Annotated in this window: 20 protein-coding genes; 14 read left to right on the plus strand and 6 right to left on the minus strand. The window is 70.1% G+C overall.

The genetic code is table 11. The annotated features are described in order from the left end of the window. From AC3A46_RS12230 to AC3A46_RS12295, 14 genes are all read left to right on the plus strand, one after another. Positions 1 to 475: FHA domain-containing protein (locus AC3A46_RS12230; RefSeq protein WP_487665427.1), on the plus strand; the 475-nt coding region annotated here is incomplete at its 5' end. 20 nt (positions 476 to 495) lie between these two features. After that, a complete protein-coding gene (locus tag AC3A46_RS12235) occupies positions 496 to 5,025 on the plus strand; it encodes a type VII secretion EssC family protein (RefSeq protein WP_487665428.1) in 4,530 nt (1,509 codons plus the stop codon). Between the two features lie 117 nt (positions 5,026 to 5,142). Then, positions 5,143 to 5,430, plus strand: coding sequence for a WXG100 family type VII secretion target (locus AC3A46_RS12240; RefSeq protein ID WP_056370824.1), 288 nt, complete (start codon positions 5,143 to 5,145; stop codon positions 5,428 to 5,430). A 90-nt stretch (positions 5,431 to 5,520) separates the two neighbouring features. Continuing rightward, the gene (locus AC3A46_RS12245; RefSeq protein WP_056370822.1) at positions 5,521 to 5,814 is read left to right on the plus strand and encodes a hypothetical protein; all 294 of its coding nucleotides are present in this window, start codon (positions 5,521 to 5,523) and stop codon (positions 5,812 to 5,814) included. Between the two features lie 7 nt (positions 5,815 to 5,821). Then, a complete protein-coding gene (locus tag AC3A46_RS12250; RefSeq protein WP_056370820.1) occupies positions 5,822 to 7,045 on the plus strand; it encodes a hypothetical protein in 1,224 nt (407 codons plus the stop codon). Positions 7,046 to 7,088: 43 nt separating this feature from the next. Next, positions 7,089 to 7,706, plus strand: a complete 618-nt coding sequence (locus AC3A46_RS12255) for a hypothetical protein (protein ID WP_310247539.1) — start codon at positions 7,089 to 7,091, stop codon at positions 7,704 to 7,706. 1 nt (position 7,707) lies between these two features. Then, complete coding sequence (locus tag AC3A46_RS12260; RefSeq protein WP_487665429.1) at positions 7,708 to 8,325, plus strand: hypothetical protein; 618 nt, start codon at positions 7,708 to 7,710, stop codon at positions 8,323 to 8,325. Then, positions 8,322 to 9,089, plus strand: a complete 768-nt coding sequence (locus AC3A46_RS12265; RefSeq protein ID WP_487665430.1) for a hypothetical protein — start codon at positions 8,322 to 8,324, stop codon at positions 9,087 to 9,089. Before AC3A46_RS12260 ends, AC3A46_RS12265 begins: the two co-directional genes overlap by 4 nt. Before the next feature lie 187 nt (positions 9,090 to 9,276). Beyond that, on the plus strand, positions 9,277 to 10,059 hold the full coding sequence (locus tag AC3A46_RS12270; protein WP_487665431.1) for a hypothetical protein: 783 nt from the start codon (positions 9,277 to 9,279) through the stop codon (positions 10,057 to 10,059). Between the two features lie 150 nt (positions 10,060 to 10,209). Further along, positions 10,210 to 10,497, plus strand: a complete 288-nt coding sequence (locus tag AC3A46_RS12275) for a WXG100 family type VII secretion target (protein WP_056370824.1) — start codon at positions 10,210 to 10,212, stop codon at positions 10,495 to 10,497. A gap of 251 nt (positions 10,498 to 10,748) precedes the next feature. After that, entirely contained in the window at positions 10,749 to 12,326 is a 1,578-nt protein-coding gene (locus AC3A46_RS12280; RefSeq protein ID WP_487665432.1) for a DNA-3-methyladenine glycosylase 2 family protein, read from the plus strand. Beyond that, a complete protein-coding gene (locus AC3A46_RS12285; protein WP_487665433.1) occupies positions 12,323 to 12,832 on the plus strand; it encodes a methylated-DNA--[protein]-cysteine S-methyltransferase in 510 nt (169 codons plus the stop codon). The genes AC3A46_RS12280 and AC3A46_RS12285 overlap by 4 nt, the downstream gene beginning before the upstream one ends. 398 nt (positions 12,833 to 13,230) lie before the next feature. Continuing rightward, complete coding sequence (locus AC3A46_RS12290; protein WP_487665434.1) at positions 13,231 to 15,090, plus strand: ABC transporter ATP-binding protein; 1,860 nt, start codon at positions 13,231 to 13,233, stop codon at positions 15,088 to 15,090. Continuing rightward, positions 15,072 to 16,901: an ABC transporter ATP-binding protein gene (locus AC3A46_RS12295; RefSeq protein ID WP_487665435.1), complete on the plus strand. Its 1,830-nt coding sequence runs from the start codon at positions 15,072 to 15,074 to the stop codon at positions 16,899 to 16,901. Before AC3A46_RS12290 ends, AC3A46_RS12295 begins: the two co-directional genes overlap by 19 nt. 212 nt (positions 16,902 to 17,113) lie before the next feature. Here the strand turns inward: AC3A46_RS12295 and AC3A46_RS12300 are convergent, their stop codons facing one another. Genes AC3A46_RS12300 through AC3A46_RS12325 form a run of 6 tightly spaced genes read right to left on the minus strand, consistent with a single transcriptional unit; the run spans position 17,114 to position 24,725 of the window. Beyond that, positions 17,114 to 18,028 carry an N-acetylglucosamine kinase gene (locus AC3A46_RS12300; protein ID WP_487665436.1) on the minus strand — a complete coding sequence of 305 codons (915 nt, stop codon included), beginning with the start codon at positions 18,026 to 18,028 and terminating at the stop codon, positions 17,114 to 17,116. Further along, positions 18,025 to 18,996, minus strand: a complete 972-nt coding sequence (locus tag AC3A46_RS12305) for a glycoside hydrolase family 113 (protein ID WP_487665437.1) — start codon at positions 18,994 to 18,996, stop codon at positions 18,025 to 18,027. Before AC3A46_RS12305 ends, AC3A46_RS12300 begins: the two co-directional genes overlap by 4 nt. Further along, positions 18,993 to 21,497 (minus strand): glycoside hydrolase family 2 protein, encoded by a 2,505-nt coding sequence (locus AC3A46_RS12310; RefSeq protein ID WP_487665438.1) that lies wholly within the window; start codon positions 21,495 to 21,497, stop codon positions 18,993 to 18,995. The genes AC3A46_RS12305 and AC3A46_RS12310 overlap by 4 nt, the downstream gene beginning before the upstream one ends. Next, positions 21,494 to 22,402: a carbohydrate ABC transporter permease gene (locus AC3A46_RS12315; protein WP_487665439.1), complete on the minus strand. Its 909-nt coding sequence runs from the start codon at positions 22,400 to 22,402 to the stop codon at positions 21,494 to 21,496. The genes AC3A46_RS12310 and AC3A46_RS12315 overlap by 4 nt, the downstream gene beginning before the upstream one ends. Then, on the minus strand, positions 22,399 to 23,391 hold the full coding sequence (locus tag AC3A46_RS12320; RefSeq protein WP_487665440.1) for a carbohydrate ABC transporter permease: 993 nt from the start codon (positions 23,389 to 23,391) through the stop codon (positions 22,399 to 22,401). The genes AC3A46_RS12315 and AC3A46_RS12320 overlap by 4 nt, the downstream gene beginning before the upstream one ends. A 20-nt stretch (positions 23,392 to 23,411) precedes the next feature. Beyond that, on the minus strand, positions 23,412 to 24,725 hold the full coding sequence (locus AC3A46_RS12325) for an ABC transporter substrate-binding protein (protein WP_056370792.1): 1,314 nt from the start codon (positions 24,723 to 24,725) through the stop codon (positions 23,412 to 23,414). Positions 24,726 to 24,877: the final 152 nt, after the last annotated feature.

The raw sequence follows: 24,877 nt of genomic DNA on the forward strand, positions 1-24,877 counted from the left end.
AGCGCCGCACTCCGGCCCGGGGATCCCGTGGACGCCGCCCCGGCTGCTGCCTGACGCGAGCCCCGCGCCCGCGCCGGCTCTCGCAGGCCCCCCGGACGCGCCCGCAACCCCGGCGCGACAGTCGTCGCCGGCCGACCCTGCGACGCCGGGCGTCGTCCTCGAGTTCGACAACGGCGCCCGCATCGCGCTCGCCGGGTCCGGAATCCTGATCGGCCGTGATCCGGCGGCTGGGCCAGGGGACGCCGGTCTCGCGCTCGTTCCCCTGGACGACCCGTCGAAATCCATCTCGAAGACCCACCTGGCGCTCCTGCGCACGGATGGCAGCATCATCGCGATCGACCGTGCGTCGACCAACGGGAGCGCGGTGATCCGCGACGGCGTCGAGCACGCCCTTCCGCCCGGCCAGGGCATCGCGGTCCGCTCCGGAGACACCCTGCTGCTCGGCGAACGGCGCGCCCGCGTCCGCATCGGCTGAGGCAGCACAGCGAGGAACCCATGAGACTCAGACTCACCCTGCAGCGCCGGAACGCCCAGCACATCGACATCGTGGTCACCGCCGACACGACGGCGACCGTGCAGGACGTCGCGAGGCACATCGTCGAGACCGATCCGGCGCGCGAGACCATCGCGTCATCGCGTGACGTGCTGACGCTCAAGGTGGCGCCTCCGACGTCGTCGACGTTCACGATGCTCTCACCCGAGACGCTCATCAGCGACGCTGCGGTGGGCTCGGGCTTCGTCGCGTCGATCGTCAATCTCGGTGAGGAGTACGTCTCGACGCGGACGAACGGCGGCCCGCCCGCCGCCATCCTCTCGATCGTCGGCGGTCCGCTCGTCGGCCGCGAGTTCCCGCTGCCGCGCGGTCAGTTCACCATCGGCCGTGTCGCGGGCAACGACATCGTCCTCCCGGATCCCCTCATCTCCAAGTCGCACGCACGCGTCGAGGTCGGCGCGTCGGTCGAACTGGTCGACCTGAACTCGGCGAACGGCATCGTCGTCGACGGCGGCCTCGTGCAGCGACTTCGCGTCATCCCCGGCCAGCGGTTCTCGCTCGGCGACACGGACGTCGTCGTCCGCATGGTGCAGGACTTCGCGCCGGTGGAACAGGATCCCGTCCTCGAGCGGGGCGGCTCGCTCCTGTTCAACCGCAGCCCGCGCGTGGAGCCGCGGTACGTGGGCGAGGAGCTGCCCGAGCCGCGGATGCCGAAGGACCCGATCTCGCGGCTGTTCCCGTGGCCGATGCTGGTCGCGCCTCTGATCCTCGGCATGGCGCTGTTCGCGATGAACGGCAACCCTCGCTCGCTCCTGGTCGTGGTGATGTCGCCGCTCATGCTCCTCGGCAACTTCATCTCCCAGCGCACGCAGGTCGGCCAGCGCGCCCGCAAAGAGACCGAGATCTTCGAGCGCACATTCGAGGAGCTCGAAGAGAACCTCTATCGCGAGCGGCCGCGCGAGCGCGAGATCCGCAACGCCGAGGTGCCGCCGGTGGCCGTCGTCTTCGACGAGGCGATGCGGCTCGGCCCGATGCTCTGGACCCGCCGGCCCGAGCACTGGAACTTCCTGTCGGTGCGCCTGGGCACCGCCGAGGCCCCGTCGCGCACGACGGTGAAGAGATCCGAATCGCCCGAGGCGCTGCAGGAGTTCGTCGACCGCGTCGACCGGCTGCGGGATCGCTACCGCATGATCGACGGCGTGCCGGTGCTCGAGTCGCTGCAGAGCGTCGGGGTGATCGGCGTCGCAGGAGGCGAGCGGGAAGCCGCCGACGCCCTGCGGGGCCTCTGCGTCCAGCTGTTCGGCCTCCACTCGCCCAACGAACTGGTCGCGATCGCGCTCACCGAACCGCGATGGGCGACGCAGCTCGAGTGGCTCAAGTGGCTTCCGCACACCTCCAGCGAGCGCAGTCCCTTCCGCGAGATGCCGCTGTCGGATTCGGCGTCGACCGGCGCCGCGCTGCTGTCGAGCCTCGAGGAGCTCGTCATGCAGCGCTCCAAGGCCGCCTCGTCACCGCGCCTGCCGCTGGATGACGAGTGGGACCCCATGCGCTACGGCACCGACGTGCGGCGCGCCGCGGAGGAGGCCACGTTCCCCGGCCAGACGGCGGTGCTCGTCATCGTCACCGCTGACGCCCCGGTGGATCGCGCACGTCTCACGCAGGTGCTCGAGCGCGGCGCCGACGTCGGCGTCTACGGCCTGTTCGTGGCGCCCGTCGTCGAGGCGCTCCCCGCCGTCTGCCGCAGCTTCATCGACGTGTCCCGGGGTCTCGATCACGGCCACGCGGGCACGGTCCGCAGCGGCGTGGACTATCCGGAGACCGCGGTCGAGGGCGTGTCGAACGAGCTGATGACGGTGTTGGCCAAGCGGCTCGCCCCGGTCGTGGACTCGAGCACGGTCGTGGAGGACTCGTCCGACATCCCGAACTCGGTCATGTTCCTTTCGCTCGTCGGCACCGAGCTCGCCGTGGATCCCGGCTCCGCCGTGGAGCGCTGGCGCGAGAACAACACGATCATCGACCGCTCGGGCGCGGTTCTGCCACGCCTGAAGAAGGCCGGCACCCTCCGCGCGATCGTCGGCCAGGGAGCCACGGACGCGATGGCCCTCGATCTGCGGACGCAGGGACCGCACGCCCTCGTCGGCGGCACCACCGGCGCCGGCAAGTCCGAGTTCCTCCAGGCGTGGGTGCTCGGCATGGCCGCCGCCCACAGCCCCGACCGCGTCACGTTCCTGTTCGTCGACTACAAGGGCGGCTCCGCCTTCGCCGACTGCGTCGAGCTTCCGCACACGGTCGGCCTCGTCACCGACCTGAGCCCGCACCTCGTACGACGCGCGCTCACCAGCCTGCGCGCCGAGCTGCACCACCGCGAGCACCTCTTCAACCGCAAGAAGGCGAAGGACCTGCTCGAGCTGGAGAAGCGGCGCGACCCCGACACGCCGCCCGCCCTCGTGCTCGTCATCGACGAGTTCGCGGCGCTCGCGGGGGAGGTGCCCGAGTTCGTGGACGGTGTCGTCGACATCGCGCAGCGCGGCCGCTCCCTGGGGATCCACCTGATCATGGCCACGCAGCGGCCGGCGGGCGTCATCAAAGACAACCTGCGCGCCAACACCAACCTCCGCGTCGCGCTGCGCATGGCCGACGAGTCGGACTCGAAGGACGTCGTCGACGACCCCGTGGCTGCGCGCTTCGATCCGGGCATCCCCGGCCGCGGCATCGCCAAGACCGGCCCGGGCCGGCTCGTCCCGTTCCAGTCCGCCTACGCGGGTGGCTGGAGCACCGACGAGGCGCCCGCTGCCGACGTGGGCGTCGCGCAGCTGCGGTTCGGCTCGGTGCAGCGGTGGGAGCTGCCGGACTCGGGCGAATCCGAATCGCATGATGTCGATCCCGGGCCCAACGACCAGAAGCGCATCGTCGCGAACCTGGTCGCCGCCGCCGAGGCGGCGCGGATCCCGGCGCCGAGGCGCCCGTGGCTCGACGACCTCGAGACCACCGTCGACCTCCGCCGGCTGCGGGCCGGGCGCCCCGGCTTCATCCTGCTCGGCAAGCGCGATGTGCCGGAACGTCAGCTGCAGGAGCCGGTGTACTTCGAGCCCGACCGCGACGGCTCGCTCCTGGTGTACGGCACGAGCGGGTCGGGCAAGTCCACCGTGCTGCGCACCGTCGCGATCGCCGCGGCGATGGGGCGCCGCGCCGAGAACATCGCGGTGTACGGTCTGGACTTCGGCGCCGGCGCGCTCAAGAGCCTCGAGGTGCTGCCGCACGTCGGCTCGATCATCCCGGGCGACGACGCCGAGCGCGTGCAGCGCATCATGCGCTCGCTGGGGGGCATCCTCGACGACCGAGCCAAGCGGTTCAGCACGGCCAACGCCTCGAGCATCGCGGAATACCGCGAGCTGACCGGGCGCGACGAGTCGCGCATCATCGTGCTCCTCGACGGCCTCCCGCAGTTCCGCGCCGAGTGGGAGTCGACGACGGCGCGGATGCCGTTCTATCAGGCGTTCATGCGCATCCTCGGTGAGGGCCGCCCGCTCGGCGTGCACGTCGTCGCGACCGCCGACCGTTCCGGGTCGGTGCCCACCGCGATCAGCTCGAACGTGTCGCGGCGTGTGGTGCTGCGTCTGTCGGACGAGAACGCCTACGCGCTGCTGAACGCGCCGAAGGACGTGCTCGATGAGCGCTCCGCGCCCGGCCGCGCCATCGTCGACGGCTTCGAGACGCAGATCGCGGTGCTCGGCGGCACGCCGAACGTGGCCGAGCAGACGAAGCTCCTGGGCCAGTGGGCCGAGGAGCTTCGCGCGAACGGCGCGAGAGAAGTGGACGAGATCGGCTCGCTGCCGACACGGCTCGCCTGGCAGGCGCTGCCGGATCGCATCGGCGAGTTCCCGGTGCTCGGCATCGCCGAAGACACGCTCGCGGCCCGGGAGTTCGATCCGGTGGGCACCTTCGTCGTCGCGGGGCCGCCCTCGGCGGGCAAGACCAACGCGATGAAGGCCCTCGTCACCTCGATGGTGCGCTTCGATCCCGCTGTGCGGCTGTTCCACTTCGGCGGCCGGCGCTCGCAGCTGAAGGAGTTCGCCCCGTGGATGCGCAGCGCCACGACGCCCGACGAGGCGAAGGACCTCGCGACCGAGCTCGCCGAGCTCGTCGCGGACGAGTCCATCGACGCGCGGCTCATGATCGTGATCGAAGACGTGCCGCAGTTCGCCGACTCACCCGCGGAGCGACCGCTCAAGGCGCTGTTCCAGGCGGTCAACCGCAGCGAGCACCTGCTCATCGGCGACGCCGACGTCACGCAGGTCACCAGCGGCTTCGGCCTGGTGGGCGACTTCAAGGGCGGCCGCAAGGGCATCATCATCAAGCCCGACGCCTTCGACGGCGACGCGGTGTTCAAGGTGCCGTTCCCGAAGGTCAAGAGGTCGGACTTCCCCGACGGACGCGGCATCTTCGTGCAGGCGGGACGCCAGGTCACGGTGCAGCTGCCGCTGGTCGAGGCATCCGTCCTGCCCGTCCCGCAGACGGCCCCGCAGCACTGACGCGGGGCGGCGCCCGGGCATGGGGAATGGTCCCCATCGCGTGGCGTCGGCGCCGTCCGTTAGGTTGCTGAGTGTCCCGCCCGACGGGGGTCGGGAATCTGAGTGAGGGAGTTGACGATGGCCGATTTCGGTGCTTCGTATGCGGAGATGGAGCAGGTGGCGTCGTCGCTGTCGCAGGCTCGTGATGACATCCAGGGTCAGTTGGACACGCTGAAGAGCCAGGTGGACACGCTGCTGGGTGAGGATTTCAAGACGCAGCACGCGTCGGGCAAGTTCGGTGAGGGGTACTCCGAGCTGACGACGGGTCTGAAGGGTGCGGTGGACGGCATCAATGACATGTCGGAGTCGCTGCTGGGCATGATGCGTGCCATTCAGGACCTCGACCAGCAGCTCGCCGGCGGCTGAACCGAATCATCGAGGTCGGGAGCGGTGCAGGCCGCTCCCGACCGGTGATCGGTGAGGGCGGACGAGTCGGATCGGGAATGAGGAGACCCAGTGAGCGTCAAAGTCAGCTATGACGACCTCGGTGCACTGAGCACGCAGCTGAAAAGCATCATCGACGAGTTCGAGCATGCGGGCAACCGCCGCCGCGACCTCGAGGGTGCCGTCGACCGCCCCTACGAGCTGGGTGATCTGAAGGACGCGGCGCACGACTTCGAGGGCCGCTGGGACGATCGCCGGAAGCGCCTGATGGACAGCTGCAAGGGTCTCGCCGAGCATGTCGACGGCGTGATCGAGGGTTTCCAGGACTTCGACGAGGAAGCCGGCAACCGAACCGGCGAGAGATGAGCCGACGATGACGACAGCGCTTCCGTACATGCCCTCGCAGACGCCGAGGGGAGGGAACCTCATCGAGCACCTGCGCGGCGATGCGGGCGACGTCCAGACGCGTGGTCAGCAGATCGTCGACCTCGGTGCCGACATGTCGGCCGCGTGGACGCTCATCAAGCGACTGGTCGACAACGGCGCCGACATGGAAGGCAGCACCGTCGACAAGCTCCGCGAAGTTGCGGGTGAGGTCAGCGGCGATCTGTCGCAGGCGGCCGAGCTGTACGCCGCCGTCGGGCCGCACATCCTCACCTACGGTCAGGAGCTCGAGACGTCGAAGGCCGCGATCGATCCGATCGTCGACGATCTGATCGAGTTGTGGGCCGCCTACTACTCGCTATCGCGCGACGCCGACACGGCTGAGGGCGCCGTTCCGCGAGAGCCCGATGACGATGCCGATGCCGATGAGCAGTCGTCGTATGACACCGCGAACGCCAATGCTGTCGAGAAGCGGGGTCTCGCCGACGCCAAGCGCGGCGAGTGGGACACGCGGGCCGGTGAGTACGACACGGAGTGGGACAGCTGGCACACCGCTTTCCAGACCGCGGCCACGAACATCAAGGAAGGCTTCAGCGGCAAGATCGAGGACTCCTGGAAGGACGACCTGCGAGGTGCGCTGGAGTTCCTCTCGAATGTCCTCGCCGTGGCCGGCATCGTGCTCGCGGTGCTTGCGATCGTCGTGGGCGGACCCATCATCGCCGCGCTCGCGGCGATCGTCGCCGTCGCGACGCTCGCCGTCGCCCTCACCCGCAAGCTCGCGTTCGACGACGGAAGCTGGGTCGACGTCGCATTCGGCGTCATCGGCGTGGTGCCCTTCATCGGCCCCGCGGCGCGTGGCCTGCGCGGACTAGGCGCTCCCGGGGGCTGGCGCGCGCTCGGAACGGCGTTCGGCGACGACGCCGCCCGCCTGTTCGGCGTCGGTGCGACGGGGATCGACGACTGGGCGTCGGGGCTGAACCGCCTGCAGGGAACCGGGTTCGGCGCGAAGGCCGTCGACTTCACGACGGGCCTGCTGACCGGTCAGAACATGGCGCATTGGGCGGACCCCGCGGTGATGACCGGCGGGTGGAACATCGTCGAGGGAACGGCCGGCGTCTGGGCGACGCAGCTCGGGATCGCCGGGTGGATCAAGGACACCGCAGGAGGGGCGTTCCCGGGGTCCTTCGATCCCGACCAGAACCCGTTCTCGTGACGGAGGTGCCGAAGCGGGTCGCGGGTGATGGAAGACTGGCATGGTGACTGACTTGCGCGCGGAGTTGACCGGAGGCGCCGGAGCGACCGTGCCGAGGTATCGCATGCTGCTGCCGCCCGGGTGGCGGTCGTACGACATGGGGGCCGACACCGAGCGCGATCTCGTCGCGGCGGCGAAGGCACGCCTTGCCGAGGCCGGCCGACCCGACCTCGGGGCGGCGCTCGGAGCGCAGGTGAAGGACGCCTTGGCGCAGCTGAAGGGCCAGGACGCGTTCGCTTACGCCCTGCCGGCCGAGAGCTCGCCCACCTGGGTGCTGGGCTCCGCGAGCCTCGTGGGTCTGCGTCGTCGGTCGACGCCGCAATGGACGCTCGACGACATCGTCGAGGATGCCGTGCGCAATCGCGGCGGCGTCCCGATCGGCGAAGGTCACCGCATGGTGCGCTGGACCGAGCGGCGCCCGACCCGCGTCGACGGCGTCGACGCGGTGAGCTTCCTCATCCACTACCTGATCCCGATCCCCGGCACCCGGCGCACGCAGGCCGTCCAGTGGACGGCCACCGTGGCCCATGAGTCCGACCTGGCGCCCGATGACCCTGTGCTGCTGGCGTGGCTCGCTCTCTTCGACAACCACATATCCTCCTTCACCTGGAGCGTCAGCTGAGATGCAGTTGAACCTTCGCTTCGACCGGGAGCACTGCATCCCCGTCGACTTCCCCGCGCACTCGGCGACCGATCGTTCTGAGTGGGCACGCGCGACGGCGGCCGACTTCGTCGCGCGCACGGGGCTCGCCCCCGAAGCCGCCGGCCCGATCGCCGCGGCGCTCGACGATGTCGCCCGGATGGCCTCGGACGACAGCCGCAGCCTCGTCATCGTCGGCATCGACGGTCGGGTGATCGCGCCACTGACCGTGTTCGCGGTGGATGGTGCGCTCAGCGAAGCCGATCAGGCGGCGTTCCTCTGGTCGCCCTCGGCGCAGTTACCGGCGACGACTGAGGTGATCGAGACGGATAATTTCGGGGTCGGCATCTCGACGACGCTGCTCGAGCGGCACGGCGACCGGGATTTCGGATTCGAGCGCTGGCTGTTCTTCGGCGAGGACGCGACTGTCGCCGCCATTCTCGGCCCTGTCGCACCCTACGGGCTGGCCTTCGTGGAGGAAGCGGCCAAGGCGGTGTTGCGGCAGTCCACGCTCGAGGGCTTCGTCGCGTCGAGCGACCGCGTGCGCGTCGACGCACTCGACCGCGCCGTGGTGCGCTTCGGAGAGGAGTGGCCGGCATGACCGCCAGATCGCTGACAGAGCTCGTCGACGAGGCATCGTCGTGGACGCCGGTGGATTGGTGGCGCCTGGAGCTGCGGTCGTTCTCGCGCACCCCCGCGCAGCGCCCCCTTGCCGTGCTCGCGCCGGCAGAGGCCATGTCGGAGCACCGCGGGGTGACGCTGGGCAGTTTCATCCAGGGGCTGGCGTATCTCTTCGCCGTCGCCGCTCCGGTGATCGCCGCCGCAGCCATGGTGCGGTGGGTCCTCGGCGACACCGCGTACGACTTCCCTCTGGCCTTCGCAGGCACGATCACGCTGGTCAGCCTGCTGGTGACGGGGTGGAGTGAGCTGCAGCGGCTGCGCCACCCGCGTGCGTCGCGAGCGTCGGCCGTGCGAACGCTGGCGCTCATCCACGTCATCCCCGGGCTCATCACGGCTCTCATCGCGCTCACGGCCGGCGCGCCCTTCCTGCAGGGCGGCGCATGGGTGTGGATCGCCGTGGTCGCCGCCGACATCATCGTCCACGTCGTCATCCTGATCCGCGGTCCGCTGCCCGCGGGCGGACCGCAGAACGAGCGAGAGAATCTGCAGTGGAGCATCCGAGAGATCCCGCCTGGCACGCTCGCTGAGATCACGGCGCGCCGGGATGCAGCGATCCGGCGTCTCGCGGATCGCGGCCTCATCGAGCCGGGCACGGCGACGCGGGCGCTCACGACCGCGCCGGGAGAGCTGGCGCTGACGCTCGCGCCCGAGCTCCAGAAGTCGGACCCTCAGCGCTCGCGTTGATGGTCGCTGTGGCCGACGTCCCGGCCACGATGTACGCGCGCGCCGCGCACGGGTGGACGCCGCTGGGATCTCACGCCCGGCGGTGCTGCACCGTGCGCATCGGCGGCGCGCCCTGGGCTCCCTCCGAGCGGCTCGACGTGCGCTCGCTCGCCGCTCCTCCCGCTGACGCGGAAGGGATGTGGGCTGTATGAGCAATACACCGGCCACCGCTTACGCGCGCACCGCGGGGGCGTGGACCCCCTTGGACTGGTGGAAGCTCGAAGCCCGAGCTCTGCACGGCGTTCCCGCTGCACGTCGGGCCCTGGCCTTCTTCGCGCCCTCGGCGGCCTGGAAGGACCTCGCCAAGAACGTCGCCCCCGCGTGGGGCTGCCTGCTCACCCTGTCGCACATCGCCAGCTTCACGCTGCCGGTGGTGGCGCTCCTGTTCCTCCTGTCCTGGCTGGTCGGGCGCAGTGACACGGCCTCGGTGGGCGTGGCAGGCCTGCTGGCGGGCATCGCGGCGGTGATCGCGGGGATCGGCATCGTGACCGAGCTTCGCGAGTCCCTGGGCACCGATCCGAAGATCCACCGGATGCTCGGTGCGCTGCACCTCGTGCCCTCCGCGATCGGAACGGTGGTCGCCGTGCTGGCGATCACGCAGGGAGCGGCCGACGGCGCCCTCGGCATCGTCGGGTTCGTGGCCGACGTCGTGGTGGGTGCGCTCCACTTCGTGCTGTTCCGGGGGCCCGCCGAGAGCGGAAGCGACCGATGGCAGCGCAATCTCGCGGGCCTGGAACGAGCGGTGGAGGGGATGCCGCCCGACGAGCGCGCGCGCATCTACTCCGATCTCCAGACCGCCCTGAACGTGCTGTCGGAGCGCGAGCTCATCACGCCGCTCGAGCTCGCTCGCGCGCGCGAGGTGCGGATCGGACTCCTCGGCATCACCATGGCGCCCCGCGAGGATCTCACCCAGAAGGGCGGCTCGCGCTGAGCGAGCGCTCGCTGCCTGCGCCCGACCAGGGGTGACGCGCCGGGGATCCGTCCGCATGGGGAATGGTGCCCATGTGCTCTCGCCGAGCCGCCGATTAGCGTGGAGGCATCGGCCCGACGGGGGTCGGGAATCTGAGTGAGGGAGTTGACGATGGCCGATTTCGGTGCTTCGTATGCGGAGATGGAGCAGGTGGCGTCGTCGCTGTCGCAGGCTCGTGATGACATCCAGGGTCAGTTGGACACGCTGAAGAGCCAGGTGGACACGCTGCTGGGTGAGGATTTCAAGACGCAGCACGCGTCGGGCAAGTTCGGTGAGGGGTACTCCGAGCTGACGACGGGTCTGAAGGGTGCGGTGGACGGCATCAATGACATGTCGGAGTCGCTGCTGGGCATGATGCGTGCCATTCAGGACCTCGACCAGCAGCTCGCCGGCGGCTGAACCGCACCCGCAACGCGAAGCTCGACTGTCTGACCGGAGCGCCGCTCCTGCGGCCTCCCGTCAGCCGTCCGCTACGCGGAGGACGCCGAGACTGACCTCCAGAGCATCCTCGAGGCGTTCCCGTGCCTGGACAGCGAGCTCGGAGCGAGCGTGGTGCCCCAGGAAGGGGCGTCCCCCGGCGGCCGCCCACGCCGCACAGCCGTGTCCGATTTCCGCGAGCCTATGTCGGGGGAGCGTGTCAGGCTAGGGGCATGAGCCTGGCCATGACGTTCGACGAGAGGTACCGCGCGATCGATTCGCGCGACGCCCGCTTCGACGGGCAGTTCGTCACCGCGGTGCGCTCGACCGGCATCTACTGCCGCCCGAGCTGCCCCGCGCGCACCCCGAAGCCCTCGAACGTCACGTTCTATCCGACGAGCGCCGCCGCGCACGAGGCCGGCTACCGCGCGTGCAAGCGCTGCCTGCCCGAAGCGGCGCCGGGGTCGCCGCAGTGGAACCTCCGCGGCGACACCGCAGGCCGCGCGATGCGCCTCATCGCCGACGGCGTCGTCGAGCGCGAGGGCGTGCCGGGGCTCGCCCGCCGGCTCGGCTACTCGCCGCGGCACTTGACGCGGCTGCTGACCGCCGAGCTCGGCGCCGGCCCTCTCGCCCTGAGTCGCGCGCACCGCGCGCAGACGGCCCGCATGCTGCTGGTCGGCACCGACCTCTCGGCCGCCGACGTCGCCTTCTCGAGCGGGTTCGCCAGCGTGCGACAGTTCAACGACACCATCCGCGAGGTGTTCGGTATGCCGCCGCTGGAGCTCCGCGCGCGGCGACGCGTCTCCCGGCACGAGGGGCCGGCCGCTCCGGCACCCGGGGTGACGATCGACCTCGCACTCCCGCACCGTGGCGCGCTCGATGCTCCCGGCCTGTTCTCGTGGATGGCGGCGCGCGCCGTCCCGGGCGCCGAGGTGGCGACGGCGTCGACCTTCGCCCGCACGCTGCGACTTCCCCACGGACCCGCGTGGTTCGAGCTGCGCCTGGACGACCTCGGGAGGGTGCGGCTGCGCGCCGCGCTCACGAACCTCGCCGACCTCTCGACGCTCGTCACCCGCGCCCGGCGCCTCTTCGACCTCGACGCCGACCCCGACGCCGTCGACGAGTCGCTGGCGCAGCATCCGGAACTCGCTCCTCTCGTCGACGCGTTGCCGGGCATCCGCGTGCCGGGCGCCGCGGATCCGCACGAGATGCTGATCCGGGCGATGGTGGGGCAGCAGATCACCGTCGTCGCTGCGCGCACCGCGCTCACGTCGCTCACGGCGGCGCTGGGGGAGGATGTCCCCGCCTTCGCAGGACTCCCGTCGCCCGGCACCGGCGAGGGCCCTCCGCCCTCCCGTCTGTTCCCGACGATGGCAGCGATCGCGCAGCGCGGTCCCGAGGTGCTTCGAGGGCCCGCCGCCCGCATCCGTGCCATCACGGGCGCGGCCGCGGCCCTCGCCGACGGCTCGCTCACCCTCACCGCCGGCGACGACGCCCTCGAGCAGCGCGCGGCGCTCCTCGCGATGCCCGGCATCGGCCCCTGGACCGCGGACTACGTGCGCATGCGCGTGCTCGCCGACCCCGATGTCTTCCTCCCGGGCGACGTCGCGGTGCGCGCCGGCGCCGCCGCGGTCGGGCTTCCCGCCGAGGCTCGCGCACTCGACGCGTGGGCCGCCCGCACCGCGCCCTGGCGCAGCTACCTCACCGCGCACCTCTGGCACGCCGTCCCGCCGAAGCCTGCCGCACCGCGTCGGGTCGCGGCATCCCGCATCCCCGCACCGTCCCTCATGACCACCGGAGGCATCTCATGACCACCGCCACCATCCAGACCCTCGACACCCCCGACGGCGCCTTCACGGTCCTCGCCGACGACGACGGGCGCGTGCTCGCCTCGGGCTGGACCGCCGACGCCGACGCGATCCTCGCGCGTCTCGCGGACAGCGTGCGCCCGTCATCCGTCGCGAAGGGCGAGACGGATGCCGCGGCCGCCGTCGCCGCCTACTACGGCGGCGACCTCGGCGCGATCGACGAGGTGCCGGTCTCGCAGCACGGCACCGCGATGCAGCTCGCCGGGTGGGCGGCGCTGCGGCGGATCGCTCCGGGCCGCCCGCTGACCTACAGCGAGTTCGCCGTCGAGCTCGGGTCCCCGAACGCGGTGCGGGCCGCGGCATCCATCTGCGCGCGCAACGCGCCCGCGCTCTTCGTGCCGTGCCATCGGGTGCTGCGCACGGACGGCACGCTCGGCGGGTTCGCGTGGGGGCTGCCCGTGAAGCAGCGCCTGCTCGACCGCGAGGCGGCGGTGCCCGCGCTCATCTGAATCGCCCGCCTCAACCGCTTTCCGGGGCCCGGAAAGCGGTTGTTGCGTTCAGGCAATTCTCAGATATATGCTGGAGGGCTGTCGCGTCGCTAGGACCTAGCGGAGCGCGCAGCCCTTTCCGCTGAGCTCAAGGAGGAAGAAATGTATCAGGCCGCCATCGCCGCGAAGACCGTCTTCGTCCTCCGTCCCGCGGGACCCCGCACCGCCTCCCGGCTGCCGCGTCCCCGCGTTCAGGGGTAGTCCGCGTCCTTCCACCCGCCGGCCCGGCCGGATTCGGCATACCGCCGTCCCCCGGAGCGTTCCTCCTCGAGGAAGCTCCTCTCTCATGACAGCGCTCCCACACGGCGCTGTCGCCTCGCGACCCGACGACGGGTCACCGCAACACCCCCACAAGGATCATGACCACCACCGCCCTTGCTGAGCGATCAGAACAGCCGCAACGATCCGAACTGTCCACCTTCTCAGCCCTCTCCCGCCTCCTCCCGTTCGCGAAGCCCGTGCTTCCGCGTCTGGCGATGGGGGCCGCCAGCGCGCTCGTCGCCAGCCTGCTCGCGCTCACCATCCCGCTCGTGCTCGAGCAGGTGGTGGGCGGCCCGATCGCCTCCGGCGACATCGCCATGATCGGGTGGGGTGCCGCCGCGATCCTCGCGCTGGGTCTGGCCGAGGCCCTCATGGTCTGGCTCCGTCGCTGGTTCGTGCTCGGCCCCGCGACCATGGTCGAGTACGAGCTGCGCCAGACGTTCTACTCCCGCCTGCAGCGCCTGCCCGTCTCCTTCCATGACCGGTGGCAGTCGGGGCAGCTGCTGAGCCGCATGATGCAGGACATCAGCATGCTGCGCCGCTGGCTCGCCTTCGGCCTCGTGCTGCTCGTCGTCAACGCGATCACGATCGTCGTGGGCACGGCGCTGCTGTTCCGCTGGCACTGGGCGCTCGGCACGATCTTCCTCGTCACCTCCGCTCCGCTGTGGTACGCGGGGTACCGGTTCGAGAAGTCCTACGGCACGCTCGCGCGCCAGTCGCAGGACCAGGCCGGCGACCTCGCCACCTCGGTCGAGGAGAGCGTGCACGGCATCCGCGTGCTCAAGGCCTTCGGCCGCGGCACGCACGCGCTGCAGAAGTTCACCCGACAGGCCGAGACCCTGCGCGAGACCGAGCTGAGCAAGGCCCGCGCCGTCGGCTGGATCTGGTTCTGGCTCGTGCTGCTGCCCGACATCGCGTTCGCACTGTGCCTCGGCGCCGGCATCTACCTCACGGCCATCGGCCAGCTGCAGGGCGCGGAGCTCATCGCGTTCTTCGCCATGGCCACCGTGCTGCGCTGGCCGATGGAGTCGATCGGCTTCCTGTTCTCGTTCCTGCTCGACGCGCGCACCGCGACCGACCGCATCTTCGAGGTGTTCGACGAGCAGAACACGATCGTCGATCCCGAGACGCCGAAGACCATCGCGAAGCCGCGCGGCGAGCTCGCGTTCGAGGGCGTGCACTTCCGGTATCAGGATGCCGCGGAGCGCGAGCGCGACCTGCTCGACGGCGTCGACCTCGTGCTGCGGCCGGGCGAGACGATGGCTCTCGTGGGCCTCACCGGCTCGGGCAAGACGACCCTCACGACGCTGCCCACGAGGCTCTACGACGTGACCGGCGGGCGCGTGACGCTCGACGGCGTCGACGTGCGCGAGCTGACACTCGCCGAGCTGCGCCGGCACATCGGCATGGCGTTCGAGGACGCGACCCTCTTCTCCCAGTCGGTGCGTGACAACGTGCTGCTGGGCCGCGAGGATCTCGTGCCCGGAAGCGACGAGGCCGAGCGCGTGATGCGCGAGGCGCTCGACGTGGCACAGGCGTCGTTCGTCGAAGACCTGCCGGACGGCGTCGACACGATCATCGGCGAAGAGGGCCTGTCCCTGTCGGGTGGCCAGCGCCAGCGCCTCGCGCTCGCGCGCGCCGTCGCCGCACGGCCGGCCGTGCTCGTGCTCGACGACCCGCTGTCGGCGCTCGACGTCGACACCGAGGCCCTGGTCGAGGACGCGCTGCGCGAGGTCCTCCACGAGACGACCGCGCTCGTGGTCGCCCACCGCCCGTCGACGGTCACGCTCGCCGACCGGGTGGCGCTGCTCGAGGCGGGCCGCGTGACCGCGGTCGGCACGCACTCCGAGCTGCTGCGCACCAGCGAGCACTACCGGCACGTGATCTCGAGCCTCGAGGTCGAAGAAGCCCGGCTCAGGGCGAGACAGGAAGACCAGGAATGGGAGGTGAACCTGTGAGCACCACGGTGACCGGAACGAGCGGCGAAGACCGCTCCGATTACACGCGCGACGAGAGCAAGGCGATTCGCAGGCGCTCGCTGCGCCTCCTCGGCTCGCTCATCACACCGGTGCGCGGGCAGCTGATCCTCGCGGGCGTCGTGCTCGTCGTCTCGACCGCACTGCGCGTCGCGGGGCCGTGGCTCATCGGCATCGGCATCAACAACGCGCTGCCGGCCGCGGTGGAGCGCATGGACTGGGCGCCGACGATCGTGGTGGTCCTCGTCTACCTCGTCACGGCTGTCGGCGGCGCCGCCCTGATCGGGTGGTACGTCGTCGTCGCGGCGCGTCTCACGCAGGCGATCATGCTCGACCTCCGCAAGCGCATCTTCCTGCACACGCAGCGGCTGAGCCTGGAGTTCCACGAGTCGTACACGTCGGGCCGCATCATCTCGCGCCAGACGAGCGACCTCGACACGATCCGCGAACTCCTCGACGGGGGCCTCAACGAGCTGGTCTCCGGCATCCTCTACGGTGCGTTCACGCTGGTCGCGCTGTTCCTCGTGGACTGGCAGTCGGGCCTGATCCTCACGTTCATGGGCATCCCGCTCTTCCTCCTGATGCGCTGGTTCTACACGCGCTCGCAGCTCGTCTACCGCGAGTCGCGTGTCATCAGCGCGAAGGTGATCGTCAAGTTCGTGGAGACGATGACGGGCATCCGCGCCGTGAAGGCCTTCCGCAAGGAGGGGCGCAACGACGAGGAGTTCGGCGGTCTCGCACTGGACTACCGGGACGTCAACGTGCGCTCGATCCGGCTGTTCGGCACGTTCGAGCCGGGACTCATGGCAGTGGCCTCGTTCACGCTCGCGATCGTGGTCGCGTGGGGAGGCATCCGCGTCGTCGACGGCGCGATGGAGATCGGCTTCCTGCTGTCGGCGGTGCTGTACGTCCGCAACTTCTTCTCGCCGCTGCAGGAGGTCGCGTTCTTCCTGAACTCGTACCAGTCCGCGACCGCGGCGCTCGAGAAGGTGTCCGGCGTCCTGGAGGAGGAGCCGACGGTTCCCGACCCCAAGAACCCGGTCGACCTGTGGGCGGCGAAGGGCCACATCCGGTTCGACGACGTGCTGTTCGGGTACTCGCAGGACCGCGTCATCCTCCCGGATTTCTCGCTCGACATCCCGGCCGGCCAGACGATCGCGCTCGTCGGGACGACGGGCGCGGGCAAGTCGACGCTCGCCAAGCTCGTGTCGCGGTTCTATGACCCGACCCGCGGTGCGGTGACGCTCGACGGCGTGGACCTGCGCAACCTGCACCCGAAGGATCTCCGCCGTGCCATCGTCATGGTCACGCAGGAGGCCTACCTGTTCAGCGGCACGGTCGCCGACAACATCGCGCTGGGCAAGCCCGACGCGACGCTCGATGAGATCCAGGCGGCGGCTCGCGCGGTCGGGGCCGACGCCTTCATCCAGGCGCTTCCCGACGGCTACGGCACCGACGTCAACAAGCGCGGCGGCCGCGTGTCGGCGGGTCAGCGCCAGCTGATCTCGTTCGCACGGGCGTTCCTCGCGGACCCGGCGGTGCTGATCCTCGACGAGGCGACCGCATCGCTCGACATCCCGTCGGAGCGCCAGATCCAGGACGCCCTGCAGACGCTGCTGGCCGACCGCACCGCGATCATCATCGCGCACCGCCTGTCGACGGTGGCGATCGCCGACCGTGTGCTCGTCATGGAGCACGGCGAGATCATCGAGGACGACACCCCCGAGGAGCTCATCGGCGGCACCGGCAAGTTCGCGCAGCTCCACGCCGCGTGGCGGGAGTCGCTCGTCTGACCTGCGCCGTCTGAGCACCCGGATGCCCCGGCCCCCTGTCCACACTCAGGGCCGGGGCATCCGTCGTTCTCGGCTTGTCGCAGCACCGCATCGGCTTCAACAGGTCAACCGGGCTTCCACAGGATCGATCGAGTCGAAAAGTCCTGCAGAAGCCCGGTTGACCTGTGCAAAAGCGGGTGAGAACGCCCGGCTGCTCAGCGGCGCGAGACGGATCAGGCGTACGCGAACGAGACCGCGTGGGCGAGTGGATGCTGCGGCGCGAGGCCCGCGAGAGCAGCGGCGCCGTCGATGCCGTGGCCGAGAGGCTCGACGAGCGTGACGTCGAACTCGCTGGCGGCGATGTGCGAGGCGAACGCCTCGCGCAGCTGCGGGGAGCGGAACACGCCGCCGATCGCACACGCGGCGAAGTGCTCGCTCTCGTCGTCGGAGCGCACGCGGCGCAGCGCTGTCTCGACACTGTGCGCGAGCTCGCCGCCGGCGCGGACCGTGATGTTCTGCGAGACCGCGTCGCCCTCGGTCGCGAGGCGCGCGACGTGGGCCGCGAAGGAGGCGACCACGCTCACGCGCTCGGGGTCGGACTGCAGGTGGATGTACGCCTGACTGAGGTCGGGCCACCGGTCCTCGGCGACGGCGCGCAGCGCGGTCGTGGGGCCACGACCGTCGTACTCGCGCATCACGGCGTCGAGGGCCTCGCGGCCGATCCAGTAGCCGCTGCCCGCGTCGCCCATGAGGTAGCCCCACCCGTCGACGCGGGCCACCCGCGAGGCGCCGACCGCGAGCGTGACCACGCCGGTGCCCGCCGCGACGACCGCGCCGCGGGTGTCGCCGAGCGCCCCGAGGAACGACGTCGTCGAGTCGTGCGCGAGGATCACCTCGTGCACGGCGGCGTCGTCGATCCGGGCGAGGAAGGCGGCAGCATCCGATTCCCGTGTCGTGAGACCCGAGACGCCTGCGCTCACGACGGAGACCTCGGCGCCGGTGCGCTCGATCGCGGCGTGCGTGACGGCGGCGAGCTGAGGCAGCAGGGGCTCCCCGGTGCGGATGCCGGGGAACACGATGTCGTGCTCGCGCACGCGCACCTTGATACCGGTCTGGCCCGCATCGATCGCGAGCACCGCGGCGGTCATCGCGAGACCCCCGCTGTGAGTGCCGAGTACTGCGCGCGCAGGTACTCGCCGGCGGGCTTGCCGTACGGGCAGTAGTCGTCGTCGTGCGCCGCCTCGTCGGCGGAGTACAGGCGAGCAGGCCAGTCCCACAACATGAATCCCCCCACCCACGTGCGCTGCGCGCACGCCTCGAACATGACCCTGTAGTACCGCAGTTGCTCGCCGGGTGAAACCTCACCGGGCAGCGACCAGTCGTTCGGGCGCTCGGGCGACCCCTCCCGCGAGGGGCACCCCGCCTCCATGAAGAAGAACGGCTTGCCCGTCGCGGCGACGGCCGCCTCGATGCGATCGAGCTCGGCCTCCCACCGGTCGACGGGGTAGTAGCCGCTCGAGCTCACGACGTCGACCGCGTCCCACCAGCCGAGGCGGTCCTCCTGGTACTTGTCGCAGTTGTACGTCACGATGCCGGAGTACTCGGCCCGCACGGCGGCGATGAGCTCGCGCCACTCGGCCTCGCGGGCGTCGGCGCGCACCATCTCGCAGCCGACGCAGAGCATGTCGCAGCCCTCCGCCTCCGCGAGGCGCGCGGCGTGCACGATGAACTCGCGGTACGACGCGAACCACTCGCCCCACGTCGGCTCGCCCGGGACGTCCTGGTCGAAGAACCCGATGTGCGCGCGCCACGTGCCGTCGGCGACGTTGACGACGGGCTTCAGGCACACCTTCAGCCCGAGCGCCTTCGCCTCGCGGATCGCCCACACGATCTCGTCGTCGGTCACCGTCGGCTCCTCGCGGAACCGCACCTCGGTCGACTGCGCGGTGTCCTGCAGGGCCGCGTACGCCAGCGCGGTCCAGTTCACTGCGTGGTCGGCCATCAACCGCAGCGACCGGGATGCCTCGGCCGTCGCCCATGTTCCGCGCACGCCCGTCCATCCCCAGGTCATTCCGGCCACGTACGGCCCGAGCGCCTGGGTGGTCTCGGCGGTCACGAGGCGACCAGCTCGTTGGCGGTGCGCAGCACGCGCGGATCGGAGAGGGCGGATGCGGCGAGCCCGTCGCCGGCGTGGCGCACGATCAGCGTCGCGCTCTCGCCCGGCAGCAGGGTGACGAGCGCATCGGATGCCACGGCATCGGCGTCGACCTTGTCGACGAGGAGCGTGAGGTCGCGCACCAGTGTGGAAGCGGTGAGCGTGACCTGCGTGCCGTCGGCGACCGGCTCGGCGCGCACCTCGACCTCGGCCGCGCCGAGTGCCGAGTCCCGAGGCTCGGCGAAGAACCAGAAGCCCCGCACGTCGTCGACGCCCGCCACCACGAGCTCGGAGGCCGCATCGGCGGCCACGGCGACGTCGGCGGGCAGCGACACGGTCACCGTCTCGCGCGGGCTCAGCGAGACCGGGGTCTCGAACCGGGCGAGCTCGTCGCCCGCGAACCCCACGCGTCGCGCCACGAATCCGCCGGACCACGGCTCGGCCGTGTCGTTGACGAGCACCGCGGCGAGCCCGCCGTCGCGGGGCTGGATCGTCGCCAGCCGCGGGGCGAACGCGTTCTTCAGCCCGTAGTACAGCGGCTTCGGACGCTCGTCGCCGTCGATCGCGGCCCACGACGTGACCGGCCAGCAGTCGTTGAGCTGCCAGACGATCGCGCCCTGGGTGTGCGGTGCCCACGACCGGAAGTGCTCGAGGGCGGTGCGCACGGCGAGCGCCTGGTTGAGCTGCATCGCCCAGTGCCAGTCCTCCATGGCCTCCGGCATCCGGAAGTGGGGGATCAGCCCGTTCGAGAGCTTGGTGTTCCCCTCCATCGCCTTCTGGTGCACGATCATGCCGGGCGATTCGGGGGTCAGCGGGGCGTCCGACACGGAGCGCACGAGCGTCGACCACGCCGGCGGGCCCTGCCAGCCGAACTCGGCGACGAACCGCGGTGTGTGCTCCCGGTAGGTGTGCCAGTCGCGACGGTTCCACTGCTCCCACAGGTGCATCGAGCCGTGCTGCTCGTCGTTGGGGTGTGGTCCGGTCTGCGTCTCGCCGTCCCAGCCCATGCCGGGGCTGAACGGGCTCCCCGGCGCGTACGGCACGTGCGGTGCCAGCTCGGCGACGAGCGCGGGGAACAGCTCGTAGTAGTAGTGCGCGCCCCAGGTCTTGCCGTCCAGGCGCAGCTTCCAGCCCCAGTCCTCGTAGCCCCACAGGTTCTCGTTGTTGCCGGTGAGCAGCACGAGCGACGCATGATGGCCGAGGCGCACGATGTTCTCGCGCGCCTCCGCCTCGACCTCGGCGCGCAGCGGATCCTCCTCGGCGTACGCCGCGCACGCGAACAGGAAGTCCTGCCAGACGAGCAGCCCCAGCTCGTCGGCCAGCGCGTAGAAGTCGTCCGACTCGTAGAGCCCGCCGCCCCAGACGCGGATGAGGTTGAGGTTCGCGTCGAGCGCCTGCTCGAAGCGGCGCCGCACGCGGTCGCGCGTGACGCGCACGGTGAGTGCGTCGTCGGGGATCCAGTTGACGCCCTTCACGAACACCGGCTGGTCGTTGACGACGAGGGTGAACGGCGTGCCGGACTCGTCGGGCGTCATGTCCCAGCGCACGTCCCGGAAGCCGACGACGCGGTGCGTCGCGTCCAGCGGGTCGGGCGCGTCGCCGTAGAGCCGGACGTCGACCACATACAGCGGCTGCTCGCCATACCCGGCCGGCCACCAGCGATCGGCGTGCGGGACTTCGAGTCGCACGTGCGCCCGATCGCCGTCCACCTCGACGGAGGTGCTCGGCAGAGCGTCGCCGTCGAGCCCGGGCCCGTTCACCGCGACGTGCACGAGAAGACGATCGGATGCCGCATCCGCCGCGCGCTCGAGCTCGACGTCCACCGTGATCGTGCCGCCGTCGCCGTCCGGCGCAGCGACGACGCGCGTCTGCGCGAGACGCGCGACCGACCAGGACTCGAGCCCCACCGGCTTCACGATGCCGCTCGTGTAGGTCGCGATGCCCCAGTCCCATCCGAAGCTGCAGGCGGACTTGCGGATCGCGTCGTAGGGGAGCGGGTACGGGCGCTGGCGCACGCCGAGTGCGACGCTCTGCTCGTTCGCGTACTTCACCGGCGAGCGGAAGCGCACCACGAGCTCGTTGTCGCCCTCGACGAGCGCGTCGCGCACGTCGAACCGGTACGAGCGGTGCTGGTTCGCCGTCGAGCCGACCGCGCGGCCGTTGAGCAGGATCGTCGTCACGGTGTCCAGGCCCTCGAAGACGAGATCGGTGCGGTCCGCGGCATCCTTCGTCCAAGGGAACGTCGTCGCGTACGTCCAGTCGACGAGTCCGATCCAGGCCAGCGCCGACTCGTTGTCGTCGAGGAACGGGTCGGGGATCAGACCCGCGGCCAGGAGATCGGTGTGCACGCACCCGGGGACCTCGGCGGCGACGGCATCCGCGAATGCCGCCGGAGCAGGTCCGGCGGACGCCCGCAGCGTCCAGCCGGCGTCGATCGGGCGGAAGGAGAGGGAAGAGGTCACTTGACGGCTCCTGCGGTGAGGCCCTTGTAGATCCAGCGCTGCAGCAGCAGGAAGGCGATGAACGTGGGGATGATCACGAGGATCGTACCCGCGGCGATCACCTCCCATTGCGCGCCGTACGGGCCCTTGAATCGGAACAGGGAGGTCGAGATGAATCCCTGCGAGGGCAGATAGAGGAAGGGGAGGTAGAACTCGTTGTAGATCGCGATGCCCTTGATGATCACGACGGTCGCGATGGCCGGCCGCAGCAGCGGCAGGATGATGCGCCAGTAGATCGTCCACCGGTTCGCGCCGTCGATCATGGCCGCCTCGTCGAGCGAGACCGGGATCGACTGCATGAACTGGATGAACAGGTAGATCGCGATGATGTCGGTGCCCATGAACAGGATGATCAGTGCGGCCATCGAGTCGTACAGGCCGAAGGCGCTGATCAGCTGGAAGGTCGCGACCTGCGTGGTGACGCCGGGGATCAGCGTCGCGATGAGGAAGAGCGCGAGCACCAGCCGCTTGCCGCGGAAGTTGAAGCGGTCGAGCGCATAGGCGGCCATCGTGCCGATGAAGATCGTGCCCACCAGCGACACCACCAGGACGATCGTGGTGTTCACGAAGCCTTCGAGCATCTTCCCGCTGACGAACGCCGTCACGAAGTTGTCGAAGTTCAGCCAGTTCGACGGCGGCGTGAACGGCCCCGTCTGCGCATACTCGGGAGCGGTCTTGAGCCCGGCGAACAGCAGGACCGACAGCGGCAGGATCGTGACGACGGCTGCGACGATGAGACTCGTGTACTTCGCCGAGGTCGCCGTACCGGCGCGCAGCTTCTCCAGCGGGGAGCGGCCACGGATCTTCTTCTCCGGCGGGCTGGTCCGCAGCGGCATCGTGCGCAGCGGTTCTTCGGTGGTGGTCATGTGAGATCGACCTTCTCGTCGGGGAAGACTTTGCGCTGGATCCAGGTCACGACGAGCACGACGATCAGCAGGACGACGGCCATCGCCGAGGCCAGACCCACCGACCGGTAGCTGAACGCGGTCTGCAGCGTGTTGATGACGAATGTGGAGGAGCCGTTCGCCCCGCCGGTCATCACGAAGGGCACTTCGAACACGCTGAGGCTGCCGGCGATCGCGAGGATCACGGTGAGGCCCACCACGCGGCGGATGCCGGGGAAGATGATCGCCCAGAACTGCGCCCAGCGGCTGGCGCCGTCGATGTCGGCGGCTTCGTACAGCTCGTGGGGGATCGACTGGATCGCGCCGAGGAACAGCACGAATCCCATGCCGGTGTAGCGCCACACGGACGTGGCTGCGAGCGACCAGTTGACGACGTCGGGGTCGCCCAGCCACTGCGGTGGCTCGGTGACGCCGAACCAGCTCAGCACCGTGTCGAGCGTGCCCCCGGGCTGGAACAGGTAGAGGAAGACGAAGCCGACGGCGACGCCGTTGATCAGGTAGGGGAAGAACAGCACGCCGCGGAAGAAGCCGGAGAATCGCGTCGAGAAGCTGAGGATCGTCGCGAAGTACAGCGCGATGGCGATCTGGAAGAACGACGCCGCGAAGTAGTAGAGGCTGACGAAGAACACCGAGAAGATGCGCGGATCGGTGAAGACCTGCACGTAGTTCTCGAACCCGACGAGGTTCTTCTGCTGGTCGATGCCGTCCCAGTCGGTGACGCTGTAGTAGAAGAGGTTGATCGCCGGCCAGTAGGTGAACAGCAGCAGCAGGCCCACGGCCGCGGCGAGGAACAGCCACGGCGTGAGGTGCTGCATGACGCTGCGGCCGGCCGAGCCCCCCCGCCGGCCGCCGGCGCCTCGGGAGATCCCGCGGAGCCGGCGGCCGCGCAGGGGCGCCGAGAGGGCAGCAGGGGCATCCGCCGGTGCCGCGCCAGGAGTTGCGATGGCCATGTCTCTGCCGCCCCCTTCCGTCAGCCCTTGAGGCTCTCGACGGCGGCGCCCCACTTGTCGTTGAGCTCGGCGAAGTAGCTCTCCTTGTCGCCGTCGGCGGCGCCGCGGGCGATGTCGACGAGCTTCTGGCGGTAGATCGGGCCGTACAGGTCGATCTGGGCCTCGTTCGCGGTCTCGGTGAGGAGCGCCTCCTTGCCGGCCGGGGCGGGGTTGATCTCCATGAGCTCGACGCCGGCCGCCTCGAAGTCGGTCAGCGACTCGGGGAGCGGGTCGTCCTTCAGCGTCGACACCATGCCCTGCACGTCGGTGTAGTCGGACTCGCCCACGATCCACTGGATGAAGGCCCAGGATGCGGCCTTCGCCTTGGAGTGCTTGCTCACGCCGAGGTTGTAGTCACCGCCGATCACGGCGTACTGCTGGCCGTCGACGTTCGCCGGGAACGCGAAGAACCCGATGTCGTCGGCCGAGGCGCCGTTGTCTTCGGCGGCGGCCTTCATCTGCGACACGGCCCATGAGCCGAGGGTCATCGCCGCGACCTCGCCGGTGCCGATGAGCACCTTCGACTGCTCCCAGTCGGTGGTGAGCGGGTCGTCCTCGGTGAGCCCGGCCGCCACGCTCTCGTAGAGCAGGGAGTCGATCGCGTAGACGTCGGTGCCCTCGGTCCACGGCGCCGGGTCCTCGGCGAGCGTGATCGGGGCATCGGCGTCGTCGGTGACGCCGCCGAGGTTGCCGAAGCTCTGGGTCAGCGGCCATCCGCCCTTGTAGTTGGTGTACAGCGGGATCGCATCGGTGTTGTCCTTGACCTTCTGGAGGGCCTCGAGCCACTCCTCCTCGCTGGTCGGGAGCTCGGTCACGCCGGCCGCTTCGAAGACCTTCTTGTTGTAGACGACGCCGTTGGCGTTGCCGCCCCACGCGATGCCGTACTGGGTGCCGTCGTAGCTGGCGGCGGGGAGGAATCGGTAGGTGTCCTCGAAGTCCGCCGTCTTGCCGAGCGGCTCGAGGAACTGCTCGAACTGATCGGGCTGGATGGTCGGGATGCCGAGGACGTCGCCGTAGTTCGTGGTCGACATGCGCGTCTGCATCTCGGTCGCGTAGTCGGTGACGGCCTCGATGGTCACGTTCACCTCGGGGTACTTCTTCTCGAACTCCTCGACGTAACGGTCGTACGTGCCGTCCTGCACGAGGTCGGTGCGCCAGGTGAGGACTTTGATGTCGCCCTTGATCTCGCCGTCGATCGTGTTGTCGGCATCGCCCGCGCCGCCGCCCGCGCAGCCGCTGATCGCGACCGCGGCGGTGGCCAGCAGCACGATGCCTGCCAGTGCCTTCTTCGCCATGTGATTTCTCCTTGTCAGGTTCGCCCTTGAACTGCCGGTGCGCGTCGTCGCACCGTTGCGTGGTTCGTCGCGCCGTCAGAGTAGAGCGGTTCGAAGCGTTTCCGCAAGCGTTCGATGTCAGCGCTGTCTTGTCCTGTCCGATCATCGTCTCC

Source organism: Microbacterium sp. Soil_C_42 (assembly GCF_057656735.1).

What these genes read in the sequence shown, in the direction of transcription:
- AC3A46_RS12295 (WP_487665435.1), top strand. Translation starts at nt 15,072, where the DNA reads ATGGGAGGTGAACCTGTGAGCACCACGGTGACCGGAACGAGCGGCGAA.
- AC3A46_RS12260 (WP_487665429.1), top strand. Translation starts at nt 7,708, where the DNA reads ATGCAGTTGAACCTTCGCTTCGACCGGGAGCACTGCATCCCCGTCGAC.
- AC3A46_RS12320 (WP_487665440.1), bottom strand. Translation starts at nt 23,391, where the DNA reads ATGGCCATCGCAACTCCTGGCGCGGCACCGGCGGATGCCCCTGCTGCC.
- AC3A46_RS12300 (WP_487665436.1), bottom strand. Translation starts at nt 18,028, where the DNA reads ATGACCGCCGCGGTGCTCGCGATCGATGCGGGCCAGACCGGTATCAAG.
- AC3A46_RS12280 (WP_487665432.1), top strand. Translation starts at nt 10,749, where the DNA reads ATGAGCCTGGCCATGACGTTCGACGAGAGGTACCGCGCGATCGATTCG.
- AC3A46_RS12315 (WP_487665439.1), bottom strand. Translation starts at nt 22,402, where the DNA reads ATGACCACCACCGAAGAACCGCTGCGCACGATGCCGCTGCGGACCAGC.
- AC3A46_RS12325 (WP_056370792.1), bottom strand. Translation starts at nt 24,725, where the DNA reads ATGGCGAAGAAGGCACTGGCAGGCATCGTGCTGCTGGCCACCGCCGCG.
- AC3A46_RS12290 (WP_487665434.1), top strand. Translation starts at nt 13,231, where the DNA reads ATGACCACCACCGCCCTTGCTGAGCGATCAGAACAGCCGCAACGATCC.
- AC3A46_RS12265 (WP_487665430.1), top strand. Translation starts at nt 8,322, where the DNA reads ATGACCGCCAGATCGCTGACAGAGCTCGTCGACGAGGCATCGTCGTGG.
- AC3A46_RS12250 (WP_056370820.1), top strand. Translation starts at nt 5,822, where the DNA reads ATGACGACAGCGCTTCCGTACATGCCCTCGCAGACGCCGAGGGGAGGG.
- AC3A46_RS12270 (WP_487665431.1), top strand. Translation starts at nt 9,277, where the DNA reads ATGAGCAATACACCGGCCACCGCTTACGCGCGCACCGCGGGGGCGTGG.
- AC3A46_RS12275 (WP_056370824.1), top strand. Translation starts at nt 10,210, where the DNA reads ATGGCCGATTTCGGTGCTTCGTATGCGGAGATGGAGCAGGTGGCGTCG.
- AC3A46_RS12285 (WP_487665433.1), top strand. Translation starts at nt 12,323, where the DNA reads ATGACCACCGCCACCATCCAGACCCTCGACACCCCCGACGGCGCCTTC.
- AC3A46_RS12240 (WP_056370824.1), top strand. Translation starts at nt 5,143, where the DNA reads ATGGCCGATTTCGGTGCTTCGTATGCGGAGATGGAGCAGGTGGCGTCG.
- AC3A46_RS12235 (WP_487665428.1), top strand. Translation starts at nt 496, where the DNA reads ATGAGACTCAGACTCACCCTGCAGCGCCGGAACGCCCAGCACATCGAC.